The sequence below is a fragment of the Alloalcanivorax sp. genome, assembly GCF_964221125.1.
GTDB classification, from domain to species: Bacteria; Pseudomonadota; Gammaproteobacteria; order Pseudomonadales; family Alcanivoracaceae; genus Alloalcanivorax; species Alloalcanivorax venustensis.
The window spans coordinates 1-24002 of sequence record NZ_CAXPXK010000062.1 but is presented as its reverse complement, the minus strand read 5'-3'; the positions used below and the strand labels follow the sequence as shown (position 1 = coordinate 24002).

The 24002-nt window shown below is 66.1% G+C and carries 23 protein-coding genes; 11 read left to right on the top strand and 12 right to left on the bottom strand.

The window, feature by feature from the left end:
• Positions 1 to 9 precede the first annotated feature (9 nt).
• From ACEQZD_RS07975 to ACEQZD_RS07965, 3 genes are read left to right on the top strand one after another with little or no spacing between them, the layout of a single operon-like run.
• On the top strand, positions 10 to 249 hold the full coding sequence (locus ACEQZD_RS07975; protein WP_370184840.1) for a hypothetical protein: 240 nt from the start codon (positions 10 to 12) through the stop codon (positions 247 to 249).
• Entirely contained in the window at positions 221 to 1450 is a 1230-nt protein-coding gene (locus ACEQZD_RS07970) for a tetratricopeptide repeat protein (protein ID WP_370184838.1), read from the top strand. Before ACEQZD_RS07975 ends, ACEQZD_RS07970 begins: the two co-directional genes overlap by 29 nt.
• A complete protein-coding gene (locus ACEQZD_RS07965; protein ID WP_370184836.1) occupies positions 1447 to 2574 on the top strand; it encodes a HupE/UreJ family protein in 1128 nt (375 codons plus the stop codon). The genes ACEQZD_RS07970 and ACEQZD_RS07965 overlap by 4 nt, the downstream gene beginning before the upstream one ends.
• A gap of 18 nt (positions 2575 to 2592) precedes the next feature.
• On the opposite strand, the gene ACEQZD_RS07960 is transcribed toward ACEQZD_RS07965, so the two are convergent.
• The 3 genes from ACEQZD_RS07960 to ACEQZD_RS07950 form a co-directional block, all read right to left on the bottom strand.
• Positions 2593 to 3432: a S1 RNA-binding domain-containing protein gene (locus ACEQZD_RS07960; protein WP_370184834.1), complete on the bottom strand. Its 840-nt coding sequence runs from the start codon at positions 3430 to 3432 to the stop codon at positions 2593 to 2595.
• A gap of 4 nt (positions 3433 to 3436) precedes the next feature.
• Entirely contained in the window at positions 3437 to 3970 is a 534-nt protein-coding gene (locus ACEQZD_RS07955; protein ID WP_142947459.1) for a DUF2058 domain-containing protein, read from the bottom strand.
• A gap of 72 nt (positions 3971 to 4042) precedes the next feature.
• A complete protein-coding gene (locus ACEQZD_RS07950; protein ID WP_142947460.1) occupies positions 4043 to 4564 on the bottom strand; it encodes a DUF4262 domain-containing protein in 522 nt (173 codons plus the stop codon).
• Positions 4565 to 4731: 167 nt separating this feature from the next.
• Between ACEQZD_RS07950 and ACEQZD_RS07945 the strand changes: the two genes are divergently transcribed.
• A complete protein-coding gene (locus ACEQZD_RS07945) occupies positions 4732 to 5472 on the top strand; it encodes a TIGR04219 family outer membrane beta-barrel protein (protein ID WP_370184832.1) in 741 nt (246 codons plus the stop codon).
• Between the two features lie 28 nt (positions 5473 to 5500).
• Here ACEQZD_RS07945 and ACEQZD_RS07940 read toward each other — a convergent pair whose 3' ends face one another.
• From ACEQZD_RS07940 to thiC, 8 genes are all read right to left on the bottom strand, one after another.
• The gene (locus ACEQZD_RS07940) at positions 5501 to 6388 is read right to left on the bottom strand and encodes an acyltransferase (protein ID WP_370184830.1); all 888 of its coding nucleotides are present in this window, start codon (positions 6386 to 6388) and stop codon (positions 5501 to 5503) included.
• 105 nt (positions 6389 to 6493) lie between these two features.
• Positions 6494 to 8728 (bottom strand): DNA topoisomerase IV subunit A, encoded by a 2235-nt coding sequence (gene parC / locus ACEQZD_RS07935; protein ID WP_370184828.1) that lies wholly within the window; start codon positions 8726 to 8728, stop codon positions 6494 to 6496.
• 3 nt (positions 8729 to 8731) lie between these two features.
• Positions 8732 to 10618 carry a DNA topoisomerase IV subunit B gene (parE, locus tag ACEQZD_RS07930; protein ID WP_194854737.1) on the bottom strand — a complete coding sequence of 629 codons (1887 nt, stop codon included), beginning with the start codon at positions 10616 to 10618 and terminating at the stop codon, positions 8732 to 8734.
• A 21-nt stretch (positions 10619 to 10639) separates the two neighbouring features.
• Entirely contained in the window at positions 10640 to 11230 is a 591-nt protein-coding gene (locus ACEQZD_RS07925; protein ID WP_370184826.1) for a YqiA/YcfP family alpha/beta fold hydrolase, read from the bottom strand.
• Between the two features lie 70 nt (positions 11231 to 11300).
• Positions 11301 to 12107 carry a 3',5'-cyclic-AMP phosphodiesterase gene (cpdA, locus tag ACEQZD_RS07920; protein ID WP_228547805.1) on the bottom strand — a complete coding sequence of 269 codons (807 nt, stop codon included), beginning with the start codon at positions 12105 to 12107 and terminating at the stop codon, positions 11301 to 11303.
• Positions 12108 to 12288: 181 nt separating this feature from the next.
• Positions 12289 to 12741 carry a DUF1249 domain-containing protein gene (locus ACEQZD_RS07915; protein WP_142947467.1) on the bottom strand — a complete coding sequence of 151 codons (453 nt, stop codon included), beginning with the start codon at positions 12739 to 12741 and terminating at the stop codon, positions 12289 to 12291.
• Positions 12738 to 13370 carry an NUDIX domain-containing protein gene (locus ACEQZD_RS07910; protein ID WP_142947468.1) on the bottom strand — a complete coding sequence of 211 codons (633 nt, stop codon included), beginning with the start codon at positions 13368 to 13370 and terminating at the stop codon, positions 12738 to 12740. The genes ACEQZD_RS07915 and ACEQZD_RS07910 overlap by 4 nt, the downstream gene beginning before the upstream one ends.
• The gene (gene thiC, locus ACEQZD_RS07905; protein ID WP_370184823.1) at positions 13363 to 15225 is read right to left on the bottom strand and encodes a phosphomethylpyrimidine synthase ThiC; all 1863 of its coding nucleotides are present in this window, start codon (positions 15223 to 15225) and stop codon (positions 13363 to 13365) included. Before thiC ends, ACEQZD_RS07910 begins: the two co-directional genes overlap by 8 nt.
• Before the next feature lie 243 nt (positions 15226 to 15468).
• Here thiC and ACEQZD_RS07900 point away from each other — a divergent pair, with 243 nt between their 5' ends.
• Positions 15469 to 16896: a TolC family outer membrane protein gene (locus ACEQZD_RS07900; RefSeq protein WP_194854741.1), complete on the top strand. Its 1428-nt coding sequence runs from the start codon at positions 15469 to 15471 to the stop codon at positions 16894 to 16896.
• Here the strand turns inward: ACEQZD_RS07900 and waaA are convergent.
• A complete protein-coding gene (waaA, locus tag ACEQZD_RS07895) occupies positions 16842 to 18119 on the bottom strand; it encodes a lipid IV(A) 3-deoxy-D-manno-octulosonic acid transferase (protein ID WP_370184821.1) in 1278 nt (425 codons plus the stop codon). The genes ACEQZD_RS07900 and waaA overlap by 55 nt on opposite strands.
• A gap of 98 nt (positions 18120 to 18217) precedes the next feature.
• On the opposite strand from waaA, the gene ACEQZD_RS07890 reads away from it, so the two are divergent.
• From ACEQZD_RS07890 to ACEQZD_RS07865, 6 genes are all read left to right on the top strand, one after another.
• Positions 18218 to 19432, top strand: coding sequence for an FAD-dependent oxidoreductase (locus tag ACEQZD_RS07890; RefSeq protein ID WP_335628092.1), 1215 nt, complete (start codon positions 18218 to 18220; stop codon positions 19430 to 19432).
• Positions 19432 to 20256, top strand: a complete 825-nt coding sequence (locus ACEQZD_RS07885; RefSeq protein ID WP_142947472.1) for an aldo/keto reductase — start codon at positions 19432 to 19434, stop codon at positions 20254 to 20256. The genes ACEQZD_RS07890 and ACEQZD_RS07885 overlap by 1 nt, the downstream gene beginning before the upstream one ends.
• A gap of 181 nt (positions 20257 to 20437) precedes the next feature.
• Positions 20438 to 21091, top strand: coding sequence for a GMP/IMP nucleotidase (yrfG, locus tag ACEQZD_RS07880; protein ID WP_370184819.1), 654 nt, complete (start codon positions 20438 to 20440; stop codon positions 21089 to 21091).
• Positions 21088 to 21483: an RNA-binding S4 domain-containing protein gene (locus tag ACEQZD_RS07875; protein WP_142947474.1), complete on the top strand. Its 396-nt coding sequence runs from the start codon at positions 21088 to 21090 to the stop codon at positions 21481 to 21483. Before yrfG ends, ACEQZD_RS07875 begins: the two co-directional genes overlap by 4 nt.
• Positions 21480 to 22334, top strand: coding sequence for an Hsp33 family molecular chaperone HslO (hslO, locus tag ACEQZD_RS07870; RefSeq protein ID WP_142947475.1), 855 nt, complete (start codon positions 21480 to 21482; stop codon positions 22332 to 22334). The genes ACEQZD_RS07875 and hslO overlap by 4 nt, the downstream gene beginning before the upstream one ends.
• A 131-nt stretch (positions 22335 to 22465) precedes the next feature.
• Positions 22466 to 24002 (top strand): phosphoenolpyruvate carboxykinase (locus tag ACEQZD_RS07865; RefSeq protein ID WP_370184817.1); only part of this gene is annotated, 1537 nt, incomplete at its 3' end.

Genomic DNA, 24002 nt, shown 5'->3' with positions numbered 1-24002 from the left:
AGCGATCCGATGAGATTGATTAAACACGGTGCGTTACTGGCGGGTCTGATTGTCGGTCTCGCCGCCGGCGGCGGCGACAGCGACAACGACCCGGTGGTCAACAACAACACCAACTTCACGGCCTTCGTGAAGGGGCTGCTGGACGACGATCCCAACGGAGAGCCGGCCAACATCAACAATCGAAACTTCCGTTTCACCAACCAGGAAGACCCGGATGCCTATGACGACGTCCTGTCGAGCAACAACTAAGGGACGGGGTATCCTGCAACAGCTCCGGCGGCTCGCGCTGCCGGGGCTGTTCCTTTTTGTGGGCGGCGCCTTCGGCAACCCTGCCGTGGCGGCGCCCTATACCCCCGAGTCCGACGATCAAGTCCTCCAGCGTCTTCCGACCCCCAGCGTTCTCGACGGGGCCGACGCACTCCAGGAAAAGCTGGCGGACGATCCACGGGACCGCGACAGCGCGGAACAGCTGGCACGCCTGTATATCCAGGCGGCGCGGCGCGAGGGCGACCCCCGTTATCTGGGCTACGCCAGCGCCACCCTGTCGCCCTGGCTGCAGGCGTCCGACGCGCCGCCTTCGGTGCTGGTGCTGGCCGCCACCATCGCGCAGGGGGAACACCGCTTCACCCAGGCCCGCCATCAGCTGCGGGAGGCCCTGGCGCAGAACCCACGGCTCGGCCAGGGCTGGCTGACGCTGGCGGTGATCACCCAGGTCCAGGGGCAATATGAAGAAAGCCTGCAGGCTTGCCGCCGTGCCGCCACGCTGGTGCCCACGGCGGCCGCCCTCACCTGCCAGGCCAGTGTTCTGGCGCTCAACGGCGGGCTCGAGCCCGCCTACGCCCGGTTGAGCCGGTACGCGGACGGTGCCGGCGACGTGGCCGACAATGTGGCGGTGTGGATGCAGACCCGCCTGGCTGAAATGGCCTGGCAGAAGGGCGACCTGGACGCCGCCCGCGCGCACATCCAGCGGGGACGAGCGCTGGACCCCGAGGACCGCTACCTGCGGCACCTTTACGCGGATTTCCTGCTCGCCGAGTCGCGCCCCGACGCGGCCATCGATGTGCTGGAAGACTATGTCGACCAGGACGGCGCCTTGCTGCGCCTGGCGATCGCCGGCATCGACGCCGGGGACCGCCGCGCCGACCGTTGGGCGCAACAGTTCCGCGATCGGATGGCGGCGGCGCAACGCAGCGCGGAGTACGCGCATCTGCGCGAACTGGCGCGCTTCACCCTGGTGGTGGAAGACGACCCGGCAGAAGCCCTGGCATTGGCGCGGGCGAACTGGCGCACCCAGAAAGAACCCGCCGACATGCACATCTACCTGGCGGCGGCGCGGGCCGCCGGCGAGCCCGGCGCGGCGGATGAGGTGCGCACCTTTATCGCCGAGCACGGCGTGCAGGACAGTCGTCTGGCGCCGTTCCTGGATAACGGTACGGAGGCCGGGTCATGATCAAGCTTATTACCGTACTGCTACTGATCCTTCCCCCCCTGGCGCTGGGGCACAAACCCAGTGACAGTTATCTGACCATCAACGTGGAAGACGGCGGCGCCCTGTCCGGACAGTGGGATATCGCGCTGCGCGACCTGGAGCGGGCCGTGGGCGTGGATCAGAACCGCGATGCCCGGGTCACCTGGGGCGAACTGAAAGCGCGGCGCGCGGAACTGGAAGACCATATTCTCAGCCGGCTGACGGTAACCGCCCGGGATGGCGACCGCGAGCAGGTCTGCACACTCGACAGTGACGGCCTCAAAGTGGACGACCATGTGGACGGCACCTACGCGGTCTTCCTGCTGACGGGCGACTGCGGCCTGTCGCCACTGTCGCTGACACTGAACTACCGGCTGCTGTTCGACCGCGACGCCAGCCACCAGGGCCTGGTGGAAGTACGCTACGGGGATCAGCCCGGTCAGCCGGTGGCGCTCAGCAACCAGCACCGCGAGCAAACCCTGAGCCGCGACGGCGACGGTGGCCTGGCCGCGCTGGCCACCTTCTTCCGGCAGGGCGTGCATCATATTCTGATCGGCTACGACCACATTCTGTTTCTGCTAACGCTGCTGTTCCCGGCGGTGCTGGTGTGGCGCCAGGGCGCCTGGCGGCCCAAGGAGTCCATGCGCGAGGCCCTGCTCACCACCCTGGGCATCGTCACCGCCTTCACCGTGACCCATTCGCTGACGCTGGCGCTGGCCTCCCTGGGGCTGGTGAATCTGCCGTCCTGGCTGGTGGAGTCGGCGATCGCCATCACCGTGGGCCTGGGCGCGGCCAGCAATCTGGCGCCGCAGTACTTCCCGCGCCGCTGGGTCATGGCTCTGGTGTTCGGTCTGATCCACGGGCTCGGCTTCGCCGCCGTGCTCGCCGATCTGGGCCTGGACGGCGGCAGCCTGGTGCTGACCCTGCTGGGCTTCAATCTGGGGGTGGAAGCCGGCCAGGCGCTGATCGTGTTGATCTTCGTGCCGGCGGCGTTCCTGGTACGGCGCACCGCCGCCTACCGGCGCTGGTTCGTGCCGATCGGCTCGGTGGCGATTATCGCCATCGCCACCGTCTGGGCGGTGGAGCGTCTGGCCGGCGCGCTGTAAGCGTCCGGCCCGGGCGGCTCAAAGGCGGCGAATGCCGTCGCGCTCGATGGCGATACGCCCCGCTTTGTAGAGCTTACCGATGGCCTGTTTGAAGGCGTTCTTGCTGCACCCGAAGGCGGCGCGGATCGCCTCCGGGCTGCTTTTGTCGCCCAGGGCCAGGAAACCGTCGGACGCCTCCAGCCGCGCCAGGATGCGCTCGCCGAGCTGATCGCTCTTGGCGGCGCCGGGCGGGTCCAGCGTCAGGCTGAGACGGCCGTCGGCGCGCAGACGCTGCACATAGCCGGTGAAGCGCTGGCCGGGGCGCGGGGGCGCCACGCCGGGCGGTGCCTGCAGCAGGCCCCAGTAGCGGTTGTCCACCGCCACCTTGTAGCCCAGGTCGGTGCTTTGCACCACCATCAGCGGCACCGCGTCGCCCTGGCGGTAGGCGTCGCAGGTGTCTTCCAGATGGCGGTCCAGCAGGGCGCTGGCGAACGGCCGGCCGTCCCGGTCGCGCACCACCTTGACCAGTTGCCAGCGGCCCACCTCCGGGCGGTTGCCCTGCTCGGCGAACGGCAGCAGCAGATCCTTGGGCAGGCCCCAGTCCAGGAATGCGCCCACCCGGCTGGTGTCCACCACGCGCAGGCGCGCCACTTCCCCGGGCATCGCCTTGGGGCGGCCCAGGGTGGCGCGGGGGCGGCCGTCGCCGTCCTCGTAGAGAAACACTTCCAGTGCTTCGACGTCGGCGGCGTCGTCGGCCAGCTCGCGGGCGGGCAGCAGCACGTCGCCGAGGTCTTCGCCGTCCAGCAACAGACCCGCGGGTATGCGTTTAAGCACCGTCAGGGTGCGCAGGGTACCAAGGAGCATGCTGGGGGCGGTCATCGCGTTACCACATCAGGTCGTCGGGGATCGGGTAATCCGCGTAGGGGTCGTCTTCGTCCTGGACGTTGCGGTCGTTGAGCAGGACCACGGCGGCCTCGTCGCGCTGGCGGATTTTCTCCGCCACTGTGGTGGGCACCAGCTCGTGGCCCTCGCCCAGGGCGACGATGGCGATCTGGCCGCGCGCCAGCTGGTCGCGCTGCGGCTCGGTGACGTGCAGCTTCTTGATCTTCTTGTCCTGCACGAACTGGTAGGCCACCTCGCCCCGGGCGCGATCCAGACGGTGAGTCTCGATCAGCTGACGAATCTGCGCGACGATCTCCCGCTCACGCTGCTGCCGGTGACGCTCCGCTTCCAGCTGGCGGTCTTTTTCAGCCTGCTCGGCGCGCTGGCGGCGGGCTCGCTCGGCCGGGTCCTCCAGCTCGATCTCGCCACGCTTGGCGCGGTTGGCGTCTTCCTTCTTCTGCTGCTTGGCGCGGCGCGCCTTCTTTTTGTCCGCCAGCCCCGATTTAAGGAGCTGATCCTGCAACGAATTAGCCATGGGGGTTCCAATAACGAAAATTCAGGTACGAGGATAACGGAGCCGGGGCCCGCCTGCCTATTCCACGGCGCGCTACTGCAGCGACGGCGCCTCGGGCGCCTCGCCGAGCAGCGGCTGCGCGCGGCGGAAGCGGGCATCATAACCGGGTTGCCAGGGAAACACCCCGTTCGGGTCCGGCCACACCATTTGCAGCGCCGGGTACGGCGCCGGCAGGTCGGCGTAGAACCAGTTGGCGTAGCCCAGATACTCGTTGTAGGCGGGCAGCGCCACCGGCAGGAACACCACCTCCAGGCCGTCGGCGATGTCGCCATAGACCTGGAACGGCCGCAGACGGCGCCCCAGGCCGGTGATGCCCACGGCGGCGCTGTCCAGCAGGCGGCTGGCCAGGGTGTCCTTGAGGCCCACCACGATCAGTTCCGGGTGGTCCCGCTTGAGGAAGTGCCCCAGCGTGAAGGCATAGCCCGGCTCGCCGGCGGCGCCGTCCACGCTGAGGTGATGCCAGCCCTTGCGTTCGATGCGGGCCAGCAGTTGTTTGTCCTGTTCGTCTTCCGGCTGCGGATAGCGGAAGCCCTCGGGCATTTCATCGAGAAACATGGCTTCACTCTTTCTTGGGGCCGCCGCGCGGTACGGAATGCGCGGCGCTCGACGTTGGCAGCGGCGCAGCTTACCAGAATCGTCCTACTTGGTATGCGGCGGGGTGAATGCAATACTGAGCCGGTGCGCTTTGATGCTTTCTTATTAGAGACAGAGGACCCCGCATTATGAAAAAAATCACCCTTATGGCCGGCCTGGCCGCGCTCTCCGCCGCCCCGTTCGCCCAGGCGGCGCCGCTTGTTGACGTGTACGCCGGCGGCTACGCCTGGAGCCCGGAGACCTCCGGCAACATCGCCTCCGGCAGCAACGACATCGACATGGAGGACGATCTGGGCTTTGACGACTCCGACCAGACCGTGATTTACGTGGGTCTGGAACACGCCGTTCCGGTACTGCCCAATGTGCGCCTGCGCTACATGGACCTCTCCGACGACGCCAGCAACACTCTGGTCGATCCGATCACGTTCAACGGGCAGACCTTCGCCGGTAACGTGAATTCCGATTACGACATGGAGATGCTCGACGGCACCTTCTACTGGAGCCCGCTGGACAATGTGGTGAAGCTGGACCTGGGCCTGACCGTGCGGCAGATGGACGCGGATTTCACTATCACCGGTGCCGGCCAACAGGCCACTGAAAGCGCCAGTGAAACCTTCCCGCTGGCCCACGGCGCGGTACGCGCCAACCTGCCGTTGACCGGCGTGTACGTGGGCGGGGAAATCAATGCGATTGAGTACGACGGCAGCGGCATGCGTGATTTCGACGCGCACATCGGCTGGCAGTCGGACTTCCTGCTGGGCGTGAAAGCGGGCTATTCCCGCCTGGAAGTGGAACTGGACGACGTCAGCGGCCTGGACTCCGACCTGGAAATCGGCGGCCCCTACCTGGCGGCCACCTTCCGCTTCTGAGCCGCATCGCCGGGCGGGCGCCCGGCGGTCACCACTCCTTCTGAAGACGCTCGATACGGGCGTCTTTTTGTTCCCAGAGATCGCTCACCCAGCGCTGCACGCTGGCGCGAAACGCCGCGTCCTCCTGGTAATCGCCGGCCCACAGGGCCGGGTCCAGGTTGTGGGTGCGCACGTCGATGATCACCCGCTCCAACTGACCGCTGAGCAGCGCCCAGAAACCGGGCGGCTTGCCCTCCGGATAGGCAATGGTCACGTCCAGCAGCGCATCCAGATCATCGCCCAACGCCGCCATCACGAACGCCACGCCGCCGGCCTTGGGCCGCAGCAGATGCTTGTAGGGGGATTGCTGCCGGGCCTGTTTTTCCGGGGTGCAGCGGGTGCCTTCGAGAAAATTAACCACGGTGACCGGCATATCCGCGAACTTCTCGCACGCCGCCTTGGTGATCTCCAGATCCTTGCCTTTGAGCTCCGGGCGCTTTTCCAGCAGCTCTTTGGAGTAGCGCTTCATGAACGGGTAGTCCAGGGCCCAGAACGCCAGCCCCAGAAACGGTACCCAGATCAGCTCTTTCTTGAGGAAAAATTTGAAGTACGGGGTTTTACGATTGAAGGTCTGCACCAGGGCGGCGATGTCCACCCAGGACTGATGGTTGCAGACCACCAGGTAGGAGGTATCGCTGCGCAGGTTCTGGTCGCCGCGGATATCCCAACGGGTGGGCGTCATCAGCGCGAAGATCGCCTTGCAGATTTCCGCCCAGGTCTCGGCGATCCACATCACGCCCCGGGAGCAGGCGGCCTTGGCCTGCTTGCCGGGCAGCACCACTTTAAACAGGGCGATCAGCATCATCGGGCCGATCAACGTCAGTGTGTTCAGCAACAACAGCAAGAACGTGGTGGCACCGGTCAGCAAGGCCCGCATCAGGCGAACTCCCTCTCCCCAAGATGAATCTGGATCATAGCCAACCCGATCCACAGGCCCAAGACCGTACTTGTATTGAATTGTTTATAGGCCCCGAGGGGCCCGTCAGCGGGCTTCCACCGTCATCACGTCCACGTTCTGGAAGCCGCGCGGCAGTTTGGCACCGCGCCGGCCGCGCTCGCCGAAGTAGTGTTCCAGGTCGGTGGACTTGAGATTGAGATGTCGTTTGCCGGCATAGATCACCAGGGTGTCGTCGGGGCCGAGCACCTGCACGTCCTGCACGAACTCGACGCGTTCGGCGACGCGGCCGCCGGGAATCGCCATCATCTTGTTGCCCTTGCCGCGCGACATTTCCGGCAGGTCACGCACCGGGAACACCAGCAGGCGGCCCTCATTGGAGACCAGCGCGATCAGGTCGGTCTGCGGGTCCTTGACCGGGCGTGGCGGCTGCACCTTGGCGCCCTTGGGCACGTTCAGCACGCTCTTGCCGGCTTTCTTGTTGGCCAGCAGGTCCGCGTAACGCACCACGAAGCCGTAACCCGCGTCCGTGCTCATCAGGTAGGCGTCTTTTTCCTGACCCATGATGGCGGCCACGAAACCGGCGCCGGAAGGCGGGCTGACCCGGCCGGACAGGGGCTCACCCTGGCCGCGCGCGCTGGGCAGGGTGTGCGCCAGCAGCGAGTAGCTGCGCCCGGTGGTGTCCAGGAAGCACACCGGCTGGTTGGATTTGCCGCGCGCGGACGCCAGATATTTGTCGCCGGCTTTATAGCTCAGGCCCACCACATCCACGTCGTGGCCCTTGGCGGAACGCACCCAGCCTTTTTCCGAAAGCACCACGGTGACCGGGTCGGCGCCCACCAGGTCCGCTTCGTCCAGGGCCTTGGCGTCGTTGCGCTCCACCAGCGGTGAGCGGCGGTCGTCGCCGAAGTTTTCGGCGTCTTCCTTGAGTTCCTTGGCGATCAGTTTCTTCATTTTCGCCGCCGAACCCAGGGTCTCTTCCAGCTTGTCCCGTTCCTCGGCGAGCTCATCCTGCTCGCCCTTGATCTTCATTTCCTCGAGCTTGGCCAGATGGCGCAGCTTCAGCTCCAGGATCGCTTCCGCCTGACGGTCACTGAGCCCGAAGCGCTCCATCAGCACCGGCTTGGGCGCGTCTTCGCGGCGGATAATCTCGATCACCTCATCGATGTTCAGATAGGCGATCAACAAACCTTCCAGCAGGTGCAGGCGGTCCAGCACCTTGTCCAGACGGTGCTGCAGACGCCGGCGCACGGTGACCATGCGGAACTGCAGCCACTCGTTGAGAATCATGTCCAGGCTTTTCACCTGGGGACGCTCATCGATGCCGATCATGTTCAGGTTGACCCGGTAATTCTTTTCCAGGTCGGTGGTGGCGAACAGGTGGCCCATCAGTTGCGCGATATCCACCCGGTTGGAGCGCGGCGTGATGATCAGACGGGTGGGGTTTTCGTGGTCGGATTCGTCGCGCAGGTCGCTGACCATGGGCAGCTTTTTCTTCTGCATCTGGTCGGCGATCTGTTCCAGCACCTTGGCGCCGGACACCTGATAGGGCAGCGCGGTGATCACGATGTCGTTTTCCTCGCGCTCGTAGACGGCGCGCTGCTTGAGGCTGCCCTTGCCTTCCGCGTACATGCGGATGATGTCGTTGCGCGGTGTGATGATTTCCGCCTCGGTGGGGAAATCCGGGCCTTTGATGTATTCGAGCAGGTCGTCCAGGGACGCGCCCGGGTCCTTGAGCAGGTGGATACAGGCCTGCGCCACCTCGCGCAGATTGTGCGGCGGGATGTCGGTGCTCATGCCCACGGCGATGCCGGTGGTGCCGTTAAGCAGCACATTGGGCAGCCGCGCCGGCAGCAGCTTGGGCTCGTCCATGGTGCCGTCGAAGTTGGGCACCCATTCCACCGTGCCCTGACCCAGCTCGGCGAGCAGCACTTCCGCGTACGGCGCCAGCTTGGATTCCGTGTAACGCATGGCGGCGAAGGATTTCGGGTCGTCCGGGCTGCCCCAGTTGCCCTGGCCGTCCACCAGCGGGTAGCGGTAGCTGAACGGCTGCGCCATCAACACCATGGCCTCGTAACAGGCGGAGTCGCCGTGCGGGTGGAACTTACCCAGCACGTCGCCCACGGTACGGGCGGACTTTTTATACTTGGCGGTGCTCTTCAGGCCCAGCTCGCTCATCGCGTAGACAATGCGCCGCTGGACCGGCTTCAGGCCGTCGCCGATCTTCGGCAACGCCCGGTCCATGATCACGTACATGGAGTAGTCCAGGTACGCTTTTTCGGTGTAGTCCCTGAGGGACAGGTCTTCGAAATCGTCTGCCATCTTTTATACTTCCGCCAGGTTGCCTTTCTCTTCCAGCCAGTTCTTGCGGTCGGAGGCGCGCTTCTTGCTGAGCAGCATGTCCATCAACTGATGGGTGTCGTCGGCGCCGTCCACGCTCAGGCGCACCAGCCGGCGGGTGTCGCGGGCCATGGTGGTTTCGCGCAGTTGCATGGGGCTCATCTCGCCCAGGCCCTTGAAGCGGGTGACGCTGACCTTGCCGCGTTTCTTTTCCGCCTTGATGCGGTCCAGCACGCCGGCGCGCTCCTCCTGATCCAGGGCGTAATAGACGTCCTTGCCCACGTCGATGCGGTACAGCGGCGGCATCGCCACGAACACATGGCCGCCGCGCACCAGCGCCGGAAAGTGACGCAGGAACAACGCGCACAACAGGGTGGCGATGTGCAGGCCGTCGGAGTCCGCGTCGGCGAGGATGCATACCTTGCCGTAGCGCAGCCCGCCCAGATCGTCGCTGCCCGGCTCGATGCCCAGCGCCACGGCGATGTCGTGGATCTCCTGGCTGCCCAGCACTTCCGCCGGGTCCACTTCCCAGGTGTTCATGATCTTGCCGCGCAGCGGCATGATCGCCTGGTAGACCCGGTCGCGGGCCTGCTTGGCGGAGCCGCCGGCGGAGTCCCCTTCCACCAGGAAGATTTCACTTTGCGCCGGGTCGTCACTGGTGCAGTCCGCCAGCTTGCCGGGCAGCGCCGGGCCGCTGGTGACTTTCTTGCGGGTGACTTTCTTGGCGGCGCGCAGCCGCTTCTGGGCGTTGTTGATGCACAGGTCGGCGAGCCGTTCGGCTTCGTCGGTGTGCTGGTTGAGCCACAGGGAGAACGCGTCCTTCACCACCCCGGACACGAACGGCGCGGTCTGCCGGGAGCTGAGCCGCTCCTTGGTCTGGCCGGCGAACATGGGGTCCTGCATTTTGACGCTGAGCACGTAGCAGGCCCGGTCCCAGATGTCTTCGGGGGTCAGTTTGACGCCGCGCGGCAGCAGGTTGCGGAATTCACAGAACTCGCGCATCGCTTCCAGCAGCCCGGAGCGCAGCCCGTTCACATGGGTGCCACCCTGGGTGGTGGGAATCAGGTTCACGTAGGACTCGGTGACCAGTTCGCCGCCTTCGGGCAGCCACAGCACCGCCCAGTCCACCGCCTCGGTGTCGCCGTTCATGGCGCCCTCGAACGGCTCGGCGGGCACGCGCTCCCAGCCCCGGGTGCTGTCGACCAGGTATTCCACCAGACCGTCGGCGAACTGCCAGGTTTCGGTCTCGTCGGTCTGCTTGTTCTCCAGGGTCACCAGCAGCCCGGGACACAGCACCGCCTTGGCGCGCAGCAGATGGCGCAGGCGCGGCACCGAAATGTTCGGCGAATCGAAATATTTTTCGTCCGGCCAGAAGCGCATCATGGTGCCGGTGTTGCGCTTGCCCACCGTGTCGACCACTTCCAGGTCGGCGGTTTTCTCACCGCCGGCGAATTCGATGCGGTGCACCTCGCCGTCGCGTTTGACGAACACTTCCAGCTTTTTCGACAGGGCGTTGACCACCGACACGCCGACGCCGTGCAGACCGCCGGAGAACTGGTAGTTCTTGTTGGAGAATTTGCCGCCGGCGTGCAGCGTCGCCAGGATCACTTCCACGCCCGGCTTCTTCTGCACCGGGTGCGGGTCCACGGGCATGCCCCGGCCGTCGTCTTCCACTTCCACGCCACCGTCCTTGAGCAGGGTGACGCGAATGCTTTTGGCGTGTCCGGCCAGGGCCTCGTCCACGGAGTTGTCCACCACTTCCTGGATCAGGTGGTTGGGACGGCTGGTGTCGGTGTACATACCCGGGCGTTTACGCACCGGCTCCAGGCCCGAAAGGACCTCGATATTCTCGGAGGTATAGGTGTTGGCCATAAATCTCTAATCGGTATGAATTCAGGTATCCGGCGTCAGGCGAATGCCGCAAAAGCGCAACACTAGCGGAATAAAGGCGTCGAAGTCATCAAAACCGTGGCTGCCGCCCAGGCCCCGGAACAGGTGGCAGTCGGCGTAATATTCCCAGCCCTCGCGCCAGTCCAGGGATTCGTCGCCGGTCTGGGTCAGCAGCAGCATCTGCTCGGGCTTGCTGATCGCCTCGACCTGGTAGTGGCGGAGCTCATCGAGCCAGGCGGGATCGAACTGGTACGCCTCGCCGCTGTGGTAGTTATGATTGATACCTGTGTATTTGTCCAGTAGTCGCCAGGGGCGGACCGCCGGATTGACCACCGCGGTGACCAGATCGTGGTGCTCGGCCAGCCAGGTGGCGTAGAAACCGCCCAGGGACGAGCCCAGCAACGCCACCGGGCCGGCCCCGGCGATGGTGGCTTCCAGGGTCGCCATGGCTTTCCTGGGCTGCGGGTCGAGCGCCGGCACGTGCAACCGGTGCCCGGCGCCGTGGCGCTCGAAGTAGTCGCGCAGCACCCCGGCCTTCCAGGATTGCGGCGAACTGTTGAAACCGTGGATATAAATCAGGGATATGTCGGACATGAGGCGCACCCGGTCGCGTAAACGGCCTCACTCTTCACTATCAACTGTCAACTATCAACTGTTAACTGATTCAGTAGCCCTTCACCGACATATCCACTTCGAAGTGGATGCCTTCCACCCGGCTGACGGCGGTATCGATGCCGCCGTCGGCGTGCAGATCCAGCCAGCGGTAACCGGGGCTGGTGTCGTCCACGGCGAAATCCGCGCTGCCGGGTTTGAACTGCACGCAGGTGCTGGGCACCGCCAGCAGCCGCACGCCGTTGCGGGTGTCGTCGTATTCCTGGTGCACATGGCCCCAGAGGATGCCGCGCACCCGGGGGTGGGCGTCGATCACCTCGAAGAAGCGTTCCGCGCTGCCCACCAGCTGGGTGTCCAGCCATTCGCTGCCCATCGGCACCGGGTGGTGGTGCAGGCACACCAGCAGATGCTCGCCGGCGGCGTCGCGCAGGGCGTCGTCCAGGAACTTGAGGTCCTCGTCGAACAGGTCGCCGGGCACCTCGCCGGGAATGGTGGAATCCAGCAGCACCAGGGTCCAGTTGCCGATGTCCGCCACGCACGGGCTGACCCGGTTATCCTGGCCGCGCAGGGCGCGCAGCATGGGCGCCGGCTTGTCGTGGTTGCCCTCCAGCCAGTAGATCGGCGCGCGGAACCCGGACAGGGTTTTCGCCAACCGCTGGTAGGACTCGTAGGAGCCGTCCTGTGACAGATCGCCGGTGGCGAGTATCAGGTCCATATCAGGCTGTTCGCGGCGTACCCGGTCCAGCACCGCCTCGAGACTGAACTGCGTGTTCAGGCCCAAAAGCTTGCCGTCGGTATCCGCGAAAAGGTGAAAATCGGACAGCTGCACTACCCGCAGCGGCTGAACCGGATGCGTCAAAATCCCCGCTCCCGTTGTAATCATGATCCCGATACCCGCGCGTCCCAAGCACGCCGGCCCCGCCTCGGCCAAACTCTCGGCCCGCCTTTTTCCCCCAGGAAAATAAGACGTTAGTCGGTTATATCGAAGATGATGGCAGTTGGCCAGGAAGGCGGTTCCGAATTCGGAACCATTGCTCGTTTTATTCGGTGCCGGAACGCCGCCAGGGCTCGCCGGAGGCACGGCCGAAATCATGCACATGGGCCAGCCATTCGCCCAGAAAGCGGTTCCATTGGGCTTTTTCGTCGCGCTGGTGCATGTGGCTGTTGGGGTACGGATAGCGCGCCTGCACCCGCCGGAACGGCGTCGCCTCGGTGACTTCCGCCACCCGGGCATCGTGGTACAAACGTACCGTCAGCCGGGGCGCCGGCATGGCGTCGTGCAGGGCCTGATCCTCGAAACGCAGGGTGGTGGTGTACGGCGCCCGCTCCAGAACCCGGATACTGACCGTGCGCGGACGCTCCTCGCCAAGCGACACGTCCAGGCTGTCGTCGTCGCCGAGCGCGCGCATCAGCGGCAGCAGGCGGGCGTAGTTCCACTCGCACTGGGCCATCAGGTCGCGGAAGTCGAGGCGGTAGCGGCGCGGGCGGCTCATGACGCGGCGCCCCATTCCCGGTCCAGCGTGTCCCGGTGCAGCAGCAGCCACTGCAGGGTGATCAGCGAGGCGGCGTTGTCCACCCGGCCGCTGCGCAGCAGGGCCTCCACCTCGGATACCGGGCGCACCACCACGCGAATGTCCTCGTTTTCCTCGACCACGCCGTGCACGCCGCCGGCGTTGCTCAGGTCGGCGCGCCCCACGAACACCTGCAGGCGCTCGTTGGAGCCGCCGGGGCTGGGCATGTAGTGGGCCACGCGCTTCATCTCACCGATTTCCACACCCGCCTCTTCGCGCGCCTCGCGGCGCACCAGGTCCGCCACCGGTTCGCCTTCCTTGTCCGCCAGGCCGGCGATCAGTTCCAGGCACCAGGGCGTGTCGCGCCAGTCCAGGGCGCCGACCCGGAACTGCTCGACCATCAGAATCTCACCCCGTTGCGGGTCGTAGGGCAGCACCGCCGCCGCCGGCGGGCGCACGAACAGTTCGCGCTGCATGGTGCCGCTCCAGCCGCCTTCGAACAGGCGGTGGCGCAGATGCAGCCGGTCCAGGCGGAAGAAGCCCTGGAACGGGGTCTCCCGTTTCAGGACTTCCACGTCCCCGGCGGTGAATTGCGGCGTGGGGTCATTCATCGGCTTTGTGATAAAGCTCCGCCCCCTTTTCCATGAATTCCCGGGATTTTTCCTGCATGCCCTCCTCGGCCTCCTGGGCCGCGGCGTAGTCGCGCACTTCCTGGCTGATCTTCATGGAGCAGAACTTGGGTCCGCACATGGAACAGAAGTGCGCCACCTTGTGGGCTTCCTTGGGCAGCGTTTCATCGTGGAAGGCGCGCGCCCGGTCCGGGTCCAGCCCCAGGTTGAACTGGTCCTCCCAGCGGAATTCGAAGCGCGCCTTGGAAATGGCGTTGTCGCGCAGCTGGGCGCCGGGCACGCCCTTGCCCAGATCCGCGGCGTGGGCGGCGATCTTGTAGGTGATGATGCCTTCCTTGACGTCATCCCGGTTGGGCAGACCCAGATGCTCCTTGGGCGTCACGTAGCAGAGCATGGCGGTGCCGTACCAACCGATCATGGCGGCGCCGATGGCGCTGCTGATGTGATCGTAGCCCGGGGAGATATCCAGGGTCAGCGGGCCCAGGGTATAGAACGGCGCCTCGTCGCAATGCTTGATCTGCTCGTCCATGTTCTCCTTGATCATGTGCATGGGCACATGGCCGGGGCCTTCGATCATCACCTGCACATCGTGCTTCCAGGCGATCTTGGTGAGCTCGCCCAGGGTGCGCAGCTCGGAGAACTGGGCCTCGTCGTTGGCGTCGGCCACCGAGCCGGGGCGCAGGCCGTCACCGAGGCTGAAGGTCACGTCGTACGCCTTCATGATCTCGCAGATTTCCTCGAAATGGGTGTAGAGGAAACTCTCCTTGTGGTGCGCCAGGCACCATTTGGCCATGATCGAACCGCCGCGCGAGACAATGCCGGTGACGCGCTTGGCGGTCATCGGCACATAGCGCAGCAGCACGCCGGCGTGGATGGTGAAGTAGTCCACGCCCTGCTCGGCCTGCTCGATAAGCGTGTCGCGGTAGATCTCCCAGGTCAGGTCCTCGGCGACGCCATTGACCTTTTCCAGCGCCTGGTAGATCGGCACGGTGCCGATCGGCACCGGCGAGTTGCGCAGAATCCACTCGCGGGTCTCGTGGATGTTCTGGCCGGTGGACAGGTCCATCACCGTGTCGCCGCCCCAGCGGGTGGCCCAGGTCATCTTGGACACTTCTTCCTCGATCGAGGAGGTGACCGCCGAGTTGCCGATGTTGGCGTTGATCTTGGTGAGGAAGTTACGGCCGATGATCATCGGCTCGATTTCCGGGTGATTCACGTTGGCGGGAATCACCGCGCGGCCACGGGCCACCTCGTCACGCACGAATTCCGGGGTGATCTCGGCGGGAATCGAGGCGCCGAAACTCTGCCCGGGATGCTGATCGGTGGGCAGGCCCGCGTCGCGGTGCTCACGCAGCTTCTGATTTTCCCGGATGGCGATGTATTCCATCTCCGGGGTGACGATGCCCTGGCGGGCATAGTGCATCTGCGACAGGTTGCGGCCGGCCTTGGCGCGGCGCGGCGCGCGAATATGCGGGAAGCGCAGCCCCTCGGTGGCCAGGTCCCGGGCCCGCCGGCGGCCGTATTCGCTGGTCAGGCCGTCCAGCTGCTCGCTGTCGTCGCGCTCCTCGATCCAGGCGGCGCGCACCGGCTCCAGGCCCTTGCGGATATCAATCTTCGCATCCGGGTCGGTATAGGGACCGGAGGTATCGTAAACCGCCAGGGGCGGGTTATCCTCGAACTTGCCGCCGGCCAGGGGCGTCGGATGTTGACGGATTTCACGCATCGGGACGCGGATGTCCTGCCGGCTGCCGGTCACATAAATTTTTCTTGAACCGGCGATGGGTTGGCAGGCTTCATCAATGGCGTTGGATACGGCGTGACGTTGCTCGTCTGGCACGGTCGGCCTCCAGGCAGTGGTGTAAGTGGGGAGGAAGGCGCCGCCGGTCGTTAAGGCCAGCATGACACTGGCCCAACACGGGCTGGGCGAACGCCAACACTATACGCCAGCGCCTCAAAGTCGAACAACCGCACCCGTGTGACCGGAACCGGTAGGCAACAGGAGTGTCAATCCCTTTTACTTGCCATTACCATACTGGCCAGTTCACCTTTAAAAAAACCGTTACCAACCATGGACAATGCAATGAAGCGGAGCCCGATAACGCCCCTGAGTCTGCTGCTGGCCACCCTGGCCGCGGGCGGCGCCCAGGCCGCGGACCTCACCAATGTCGCCAACGCCGCCTGGGATTACGACGGTACCTGGCGCGCCGACCGCCAGACCTGGGAAGCGGATCAGGAAACGCTGGTACAGGGGCGGGCCGCGCTGCTGCCGACCATCGATGCCAGCCACCGCCATTCGGAAATCAACCAAACCTACGAATCGACGGGTGACCTGGAGATAGACGGTAGATCCCGTTCCACCTCGGTGACGCTAACGCAACCGCTGTTCCGCCTGGATGCCTTCTACGGCTACAAGGAAGCCAAGTCGCTGACCTCCGTAGCCCAGGCCGAGTTCTACCAGTCCCGCCAGGATTTCGTGCTGCGCGTGGCGCAGGGCTACTTCGGCGTGCTGCGCGCCTGGGACACCCTGGTGTCCGCCCAGGCCGAGGAGAAGGCGATCAGCCGGCAGCTGGAACAATCCCAGGAACGTTTCGATGTGGGCCTGGTGGCCAGCACCGATGTGGAAGAAGCGCGCGCCGCCTACGACCTGGCCCGGGTGAACCTGATCGTCGCCGAGCAGGAATTCGATATCGCCCGCGACCAGTTAGAAACACTCACTGGTCGTAAATGGGAGACGCTGGCGGAGTTGCGCGACGATCTGCCGATGGAGGGGCCGCAACCGTCAAAAATGAACGCCTGGATCGATAAGGCCGCGTACCAGAATCCGCAGATTCTCGCCGCCCGCTACAGCGCCAAAGCAGCGGGTTTTACGGCCGACCGACAACTGGGGGCCATGCTTCCAAAGGTTCAGTTGTTCGCTGAGTATCAACACAACCACAATACCGATCCAAGCGTCTCGGGGGGCGACCCCGGCAATCAACTCACGCAATTCTACTCGACGCAACCGGACACTAATTCAAAGACTATCGGCATTGAAGTAACCGTGCCGCTGTTCCGCGGTGGCGGCCTCAACAGCCAGCGCAAGCAGGCGGCCCTGCTCGCCGACGCCGCCGGCCAGCGGTACCAGCAGACGATCCGCGACATCAGCCAGCAGGCGCGCACCTTCTACCGCACCGTGGAAGCGGACGCCCTGCGCGTGGAAGCGCGCCGCCAGGCGATCCGCTCCACCCGCTCCGCCCTGGAAGCGACCCAGTCCGGCTACGAGGTGGGCACCCGCAACGTGGTCGACGTGCTCAACGCCCAGCAGGCGCTGTACGCCGCCCAGCGGGACTACGCCAACGCCCGTTACGACTACATCCTCGACACGCTGACCCTGAAATCAGCGGCCGGCGAGCTGGACGTGGAAGATCTGGTGGCGGTGAACGAATGGCTGTCCGACCAGGAAACCCTGGATCTCTACAATCCGGACCTGGAAGGCCAGAGCGAAGAGCAGATGGTCACGCCGCGCTGAAGCGCGCCCCGGTTGGCGGCCACCACGGCCGCCGCCGCCTCACCCAGACGCCGGCGCTCGCCGGCGTCGTCCAGCAGGGCGCCGACCCGCGACGCCAGGGCATCCTCATCGGTCACCCGTGACAAGGCCCCGGCCCGGTCCAGCAGATCCGCGATGGCGGTGAAATTATGCAGCCGTGGCCCGGTCAGCACCGGCACACCCCAGGCCGCCGGCTCGAGCAGATTATGCCCGCCCACCGGCACCAGCGAACCGCCCACGAAGGCCACGTCGGCGGCACCGAACAGCATCAGCAGCTCGCCCATGGTGTCCGCCAGATAGAGATTCACCGCCGCGTCCACCTGGTCGCCCCGGCTGCGCCGGGCCACGGTCATGCCGTGCCGGGCGGCCAGCCCGGCCACTTCGTCGAAACGCTCCGGGTGGCGGGGCACCAGCATCAGCAGCGCGTCGGGGTGCCGCTCAAGCACCCGGCGGTGGGCCGCCAGCACCGGCTCGTCCTCGCCGGGGTGGGTGCGGGCCGCGATCCACACCGGCCGCGCCGCGAAGCGCTGGCGTAGCGCCGCCGCCTGGTCGCGCAGCGAATCATCGAGGGTGAGATCGAATTTAACGCTGCCGTTAACGCGGATCCGCTCCGGGTCGGCGCCCAGCGCCTGGAAGCGGTCCGCTTCCGCCCGGGTCTGCACCGCCAGCAGATCGAAACGCGCCAGCATCGGCCGCACCAGCTTCGGCAGGCGCCGGTAGCCGCGGTAGCTGTTCTCCGACAGGCGCCCGTTCATCAGCAACAGTCGCGCCCCGTGGGCCTTGGCGGCGGCGCACAGGTTGGGCCACAGCTCGGTTTCCAGAATCACCACCAAGCGCGGATCAAAGGCGCGCCAGAAACGCCGGTAGGCGGCGGGCAGCTCCCAGGGGCAATAGACGTGGGTGACCCGGTCCCCGAACAGCGCCTGGACCCGTTCCGAACCGGTGGGCGTGGTGGTGGTCACCACCAGCGGCGTGTCCGGGTGGCGCGCCAGCAACGCCTCGATCAGCGGCGCCGCCGCCAGGGTTTCGCCCACGGACACGGCGTGAATCCAGACGCTGCCGCGCAGCCGGCCGCGCCCCAGCCCCAGGGCCAGACGCTCCCGCCAGCGGCGCCGGTACGCCGGCGCGCGGCGGCCGCGCCACCAAAGGCGCGCGAACAGGAGCGGCAACAAAGCGTACCAAAGTAACGAATAGAGCAAGCGCATGGGCGATTCCGTCGGACCTCGAAGGCCGGACACCTGACGTCCGACCCGGCCGGCTATGCTAGCATAGCCGCGCATTCCATCGATGGTGATCCATGACCGTGAGCGTGACTTCCCCGGTGTTGAAACCGGACATCCTGATCTTCGGCGGCGGCATCGCCGGCCTGTGGCTGATCAACCACCTGCAGCAGCGCGGCTATCAGTGCCTGCTGCTGGAGACCGGCACCCTGGGCGGCGCCCAGACCCTGGCCAGCCAGGGCATTATCCACGGCGGCCTGAAGTACGCCCTGGGCGGCACCCTCTCCAGCGAATCGGAGGCCATCGCCGGCATGCCCGACCGCTGGCGCCAGGCCATCGACGGCCAGGGCCCGGTGGATCTGAGCGGCCTGCGGGTGCTCAGCGAGACCCAGAACCTCTGGTCCGCCGGTTCCGTGGCCAGCCGCATGACCACCTTCTTCGCCAGCCGCATGCTGCGCGGGCGCATCGAAAAGCTGAAGCGCCCGGACTTCCCCTCCGCCCTGGCGGACCGCCGTTTCAAGGGCCAGGTCTACCGCCTGGACGATCTGGTGGTGGACACCGAGAGCCTGCTCGAGGTGCTCACCGCGCCGGTGCGCGACCGTCTGCTGCACTTCGACCCGGCGCGCCACCCGCTGAGCTGGAACCAACGCGGCCTGGAAGCGGTGGCGCTGGACGGCGTGCGCATCGAACCGAAGCTGACCGTGCTGGCCGCCGGCGAAGGCAACGCCGGCCTGCTGCAGGACGCACAGAAAGCCGAGCTGTTCCCCAGTGAAGCGGCGCAGAGCCGGCCCCTGAAAATGGTGCTGCTGAAACACCGCCTCGGCCACCGCCTCTACGCCCACTGCGTGGGCACCAGCAACAAGCCCCGGCTCACCGTCACCACCCACGATATGAAGGACGGCAGCCTGGTGTGGTACCTGGGCGGCGACCTGGCGGAAAAAGGCGTGGAGCGCAGCGACGCCCAGCAGCTGGACGCGGCGCGCCGGGAGCTGGACGAACTGTTCCCCTGGCTGGACTTCGCCGACGCCGAGCTGGCGCTGATGGACGTGGCCCGCGCCGAACCGCACCAGCAGGGTCTGGCCAAGCCGGACAACGCCTACGCCCGGCGCGACCGGGACCTGATCATCACCTGGCCCACCAAACTGACGCTGGCCCCGGACCTGGGCGACCGGGTGGAAGCCCTGATCCAGGAACGGGGCCTGGAAACCGGCGCTCCGCTGCCGCCCATCCCGGGGGAGCTGCGACGGGCCGACATCGGCCGGCCGCAGTGGCATCGCCTGTTCGGGGAGCAAGGCTGATGGCGTTTCTCCGCGAACTGGGCGACACCGGCCTGACCGTCAGCGCGTTGGGCCTGGGCACGGTCAAAATCGGCCGCGACCAGGGGGTGAAGTACCCCACCCCGTTTTCGATTCCCGACGACGACGCGGTGCGCGACCTGCTGGCCCGCGCCCGCGAGCTGGGCATCAATCTGATCGATACCGCGCCCGCCTACGGCCGCAGCGAAGAGCGCCTCGGCCACTTGCTGCCGAACCGCCAGGACTGGGTGATCGTTTCCAAGGTGGGCGAGGAATTCAGCGACGGCGACAGCCACTTTGACTTCTCCCCGGCGCACACCCGGGCCTCGGTGGAGCGCAGCCTGCGGCGGCTGAACACCGACTACCTGGACTGCGTGCTGATTCACTCCGACGGCAACGATCTGGACGTGCTGCGCAGCGGCGCCCTGGAAACGCTGGAGGAGATGAAACAGGCCGGCCTGATCCGCGCCATCGGCATGTCCACCAAAACCGTGGCCGGCGGCCTGGAAGCGCTGAAACGCAGCGACGTGGCGATGGTCACCTACAATCTGAAGCAGGACGACGAGCGGCCGGTGATCGACTACGCCGCCGCCCACCACAAGGGCATCCTGATCAAGAAGGCCTTCGCCAGCGGCCACCTGGCCGACGACCTGCCCGACCCGGTGCAGGCCAGCCTCAACAAGGTGCTCGGCACCGCCGGCGTCAGCGCCGTGATCGCCGGCACCGTCAATCCTCACCATCTGGAAGAGAACGTCCGCAAAGCCCGCCTCGCCTGCGGCGACCCGGCTTGTGGGAGCGGGCCCCGCCCGCGAAAGGGTGGCTTATAGCCACCCGGCAGGATTCCAGAGACTTCCTTTGTTCTCCGCTTTCAGACTCTTCTGAAATCCCGCCGGCCGGCTTTGCCGGCCTTTCGCGAGCAGGCTCGCTCCCACAAGGCTTTGTATTTCGGCGCGCGCCCCGATATTGCATACTGTGCGATCGCTGAACAGGGCTGAAACAGGCGGGTAAATGATCGACTGGGACAATATCGACACGGTGCTGCTGGACATGGACGGCACCCTGCTGGATCTGGCCTTCGACAACTGGTTCTGGCAGCGCCACGTACCCGAGCAGTACGCGCTCAACCGCGGCCTGGACTACGCCGAGGCGGAGCGGATTCTGCATGACTGGATCGAGAGCCATCTGGGCACCCTGAACTGGTACTGCCTGGATTTCTGGACCCGGGAGCTGGGGATGAACATCAGCGCGCTGAAGCGCGCGGCGGCGGACCGCATCGCCGTGCGGCCGGGCGCCGAGGCGTTCCTGGCCGCCCTCGCCGGCGGCCCCAAGCGGGTGATCATGGTGACCAACGCGCACCGCGACGCCCTGGATCTGAAGCTGGAGCGCACCGGCATAGACCGCTATTTCGATGTACTGGTGTCCAGCCACGACTACGGCCACGCCAAGGAGGCCCAGGCATTCTGGCGGCAGTTGAACCACAGCCACCCGTTCGACCCGGCCCGGGCCCTGTTGGTGGACGACTCCCTGCCGGTGCTGCATTCCGGCCGCCTGTTCGGCCTCGGCCATCTGGCCAGCATCCGCCAGCCGGATTCCAGCCTGCCGGCCCGGGAGCACACCGACCCGTTCCCGGCCATCGACGACTTCCTGCGGGTGCTGCCGTGAGCGAGGGCGCGCGCATCGACTCCTGGCTGTGGGCGGCCCGCTTCTTTAAAACCCGCAGCCTGGCCAAGCAGGCCATCGAGGGCGGCAAGGTGCAGGTCGACGGCGCCAAGGCCAAGCCCAGCAAGGCGGTGCAGCCCGGCGACGTGCTCGACATCCGCAAGGGCGACCAGCGCTGGACCGTGGTGGTGGAGGCGGTGGCCAGCAAGCGGGGCCCGGCCCGGGTGGCCGAAAGCCTGTACCGGGAAACCGAAGAGAGCGTGGCCGCCCGGCAGCAGTCCGCCGAGCAGAAACGCCTGGCCCGCATGGCGGCGCCGGTGCCCGACCACAAACCCAGTAAAAAGGAACGCCGCGACCTGCAGCGTTTCCGCCGCAACCACGAAGGTGAGCTTTGAACAACGCTGATTTCAAACAACGTTTCCTGTTTCCCGAGACCGATATTCGCGGCGAACTGGTACGCCTGGACGAGAGCCTGGAAGCGATTCTCGGCACCCACGACTACCCGCTGGCGGTGCAGGGCCTCGTCGGCGAAGCGGTGGCCGCGGTGGCGCTGCTCGCCGGTACGCTCAAGTTCAGCGGCCGGCTGAGCCTGCAGGCGCAGGGCCGCGGCCCGGTGTCGCTGCTGCTGGCGGAGTGCACCCACGACGGTCAGCTGCGCGCCCTGGCCCGCCACGACGGCGAGCTGGATACCGCCGCCAATATCGGCGCCCTGATCGGCGACGGCACCATGGTGATCACCATCACCCCGGACCAGGGCCGTCAGTACCAGGGCATCGTGCCCCTGGAAGGCGACACCCTGGCACAGTGCCTGGAGGGCTACTTCCAGCAGTCCGAGCAGCTGCCCACCCGCCTGTGGCTGGCGTCCGGCAACGGCCGCGCCGCCGGCCTGATGCTGCAGCGCCTGCCCGACCAGGTGGCGAGCGGCGACGAAAACCGCAACCAGTGGGAGCACCTGGAGGCCCTGGCCGGCACCCTGAAAATGGAGGAGCTGCTCGACCTGCCGGCGGAAACCGTGCTGCGCCGGCTGTTCCACGAAACCCCGCCGCGCCTGCCGGAAGCGCAGCCGTTGCGCTTCGGCTGCACCTGCTCGCGGGAGCGCACCGAGAACGCCCTGCTGTCGCTCGGCGCCGACGAGCTGAAAACCCTGCTGGACGAAGACGGCGAGGCTACCCTCACCTGCGACTTCTGCCTGTCCCAGCAGCACTTCGACGCGGTGGACCTGGCCGAGCTGATCCGCCGCCTTTAAGACCCGCCCCGGCCCCGCCAACAGGTAACAGAAGATGACCGGCGGGTCGCCCTGGCATCGCCACTGCGCGCCTTTTCTGTCATAATCGCGCGCCTGTCAGGAGCCCGGCCACATAAGCCCAGGAAGAACCGATGAGCAATCCCATGACCTACAACGACCTCAGCCCGGCCCAGCTTGTGGAGCTGGCCGTTCAGCGTAACGAAGGCCACCTCGCCGCCAATGGCGCGCTGGTGGTGGAAACCGGCCACCGTACCGGCCGGTCCCCGATGGACCGCTATGTGGTGGACGAGCCCAGCACCACCGAGCACATTCACTGGGGCGCCATTAACCGTCCCTTCCCGTCGGACAAGTTCGATGCGCTCTGGGATCGCGTGGCCGCGTTCGTGACCGAGGACGACACCTTCGTCTCTCACCTGCATGTGGGCGCCGACACCGACCACTACCTGCCGGTGAAAGTGACCGCGCAGACCGCCTGGCACAATCTGTTCGCCAACACCCTGTTCATCCGCCCGGAGCGCTTCAACCCGCGCGACAAGCAGGAGTGGCAGATCCTTCACGCGGTGAACTTCCAGTGCGACCCGCAGCGCGACGGCACCAACTCCGACGGCTGCGTGATCCTCAACTTCGCCCAGCGCAAGGTGCTGATCGCCGGCATGCGCTACGCCGGTGAAATGAAGAAGGCGATGTTCTCGGTTCAGAATTTCCTGCTGCCCGAGAAAGACGTGCTGCCCATGCACTGCTCCGCCAACGTCGGCGAGAACGGCGACGTGGCGCTGTTCTTCGGCCTGTCCGGCACCGGCAAGACCACCCTGTCCGCCGACCCGGACCGTTACCTGATCGGTGACGACGAGCACGGCTGGGGCAAGGATGTGGTGTTCAATATCGAAGGCGGTTGCTACGCCAAGTGCATCGACCTGAGCCAGAAGAACGAGCCGGTGATCTGGGACGCGATCCGCTTCGGCGCGGTGCTGGAAAACGTGATCCTCAACGAGGAGACCCGCGAACCGGATTACACCGACGTGTCTCTGACCCAGAACACCCGCGCCGCCTACCCGCTGGAAAACATCGACAAGCGGGTGCTGGAAAACCGCAGCGGCGAGCCCAAGCACATCATTTTCCTGACCTGCGACCTGACCGGCGTGCTGCCGCCGGTCTCCAAGCTCAGCCGAGAAGCCGCCGCCTACCACTTCCTGAGCGGCTACACCGCGCTGGTCGGCTCCACCGAAATGGGTTCCGGCGACGGCATCAAGAGCACCTTCTCCACCTGCTTCGGCGCGCCCTTCTTCCCGCGCCGCGCCGGCGAATACGCCGAGCTGCTGATGAAGCGCGTGGACGAGTTCGGCTCCAAGGTCTACCTGGTGAACACCGGCTGGACCGGCGGCCCCTACGGCGAAGGCGAGCGTTTCAGCATTCCCACCACCCGGGGCGTGGTCAACGCCATCCTCAGTGGCGCGCTGGACGACGCCGAAACCGAGCACCTGGACATCATCAACCTGGACGTGCCCAAGTCCGTGCCCGGCGTTGACGACAAGCTGCTCAAGCCCAAGAACACCTGGGCCGAGCCGGAGAACTACGAGGCCCGCGCCCGCGACCTGGCCGAGCAGTTCCAGAACAACTTCGCCGACAAGTACGCCGACGTGGCGGAAGAGATCCGCGCCGCCGGCCCGA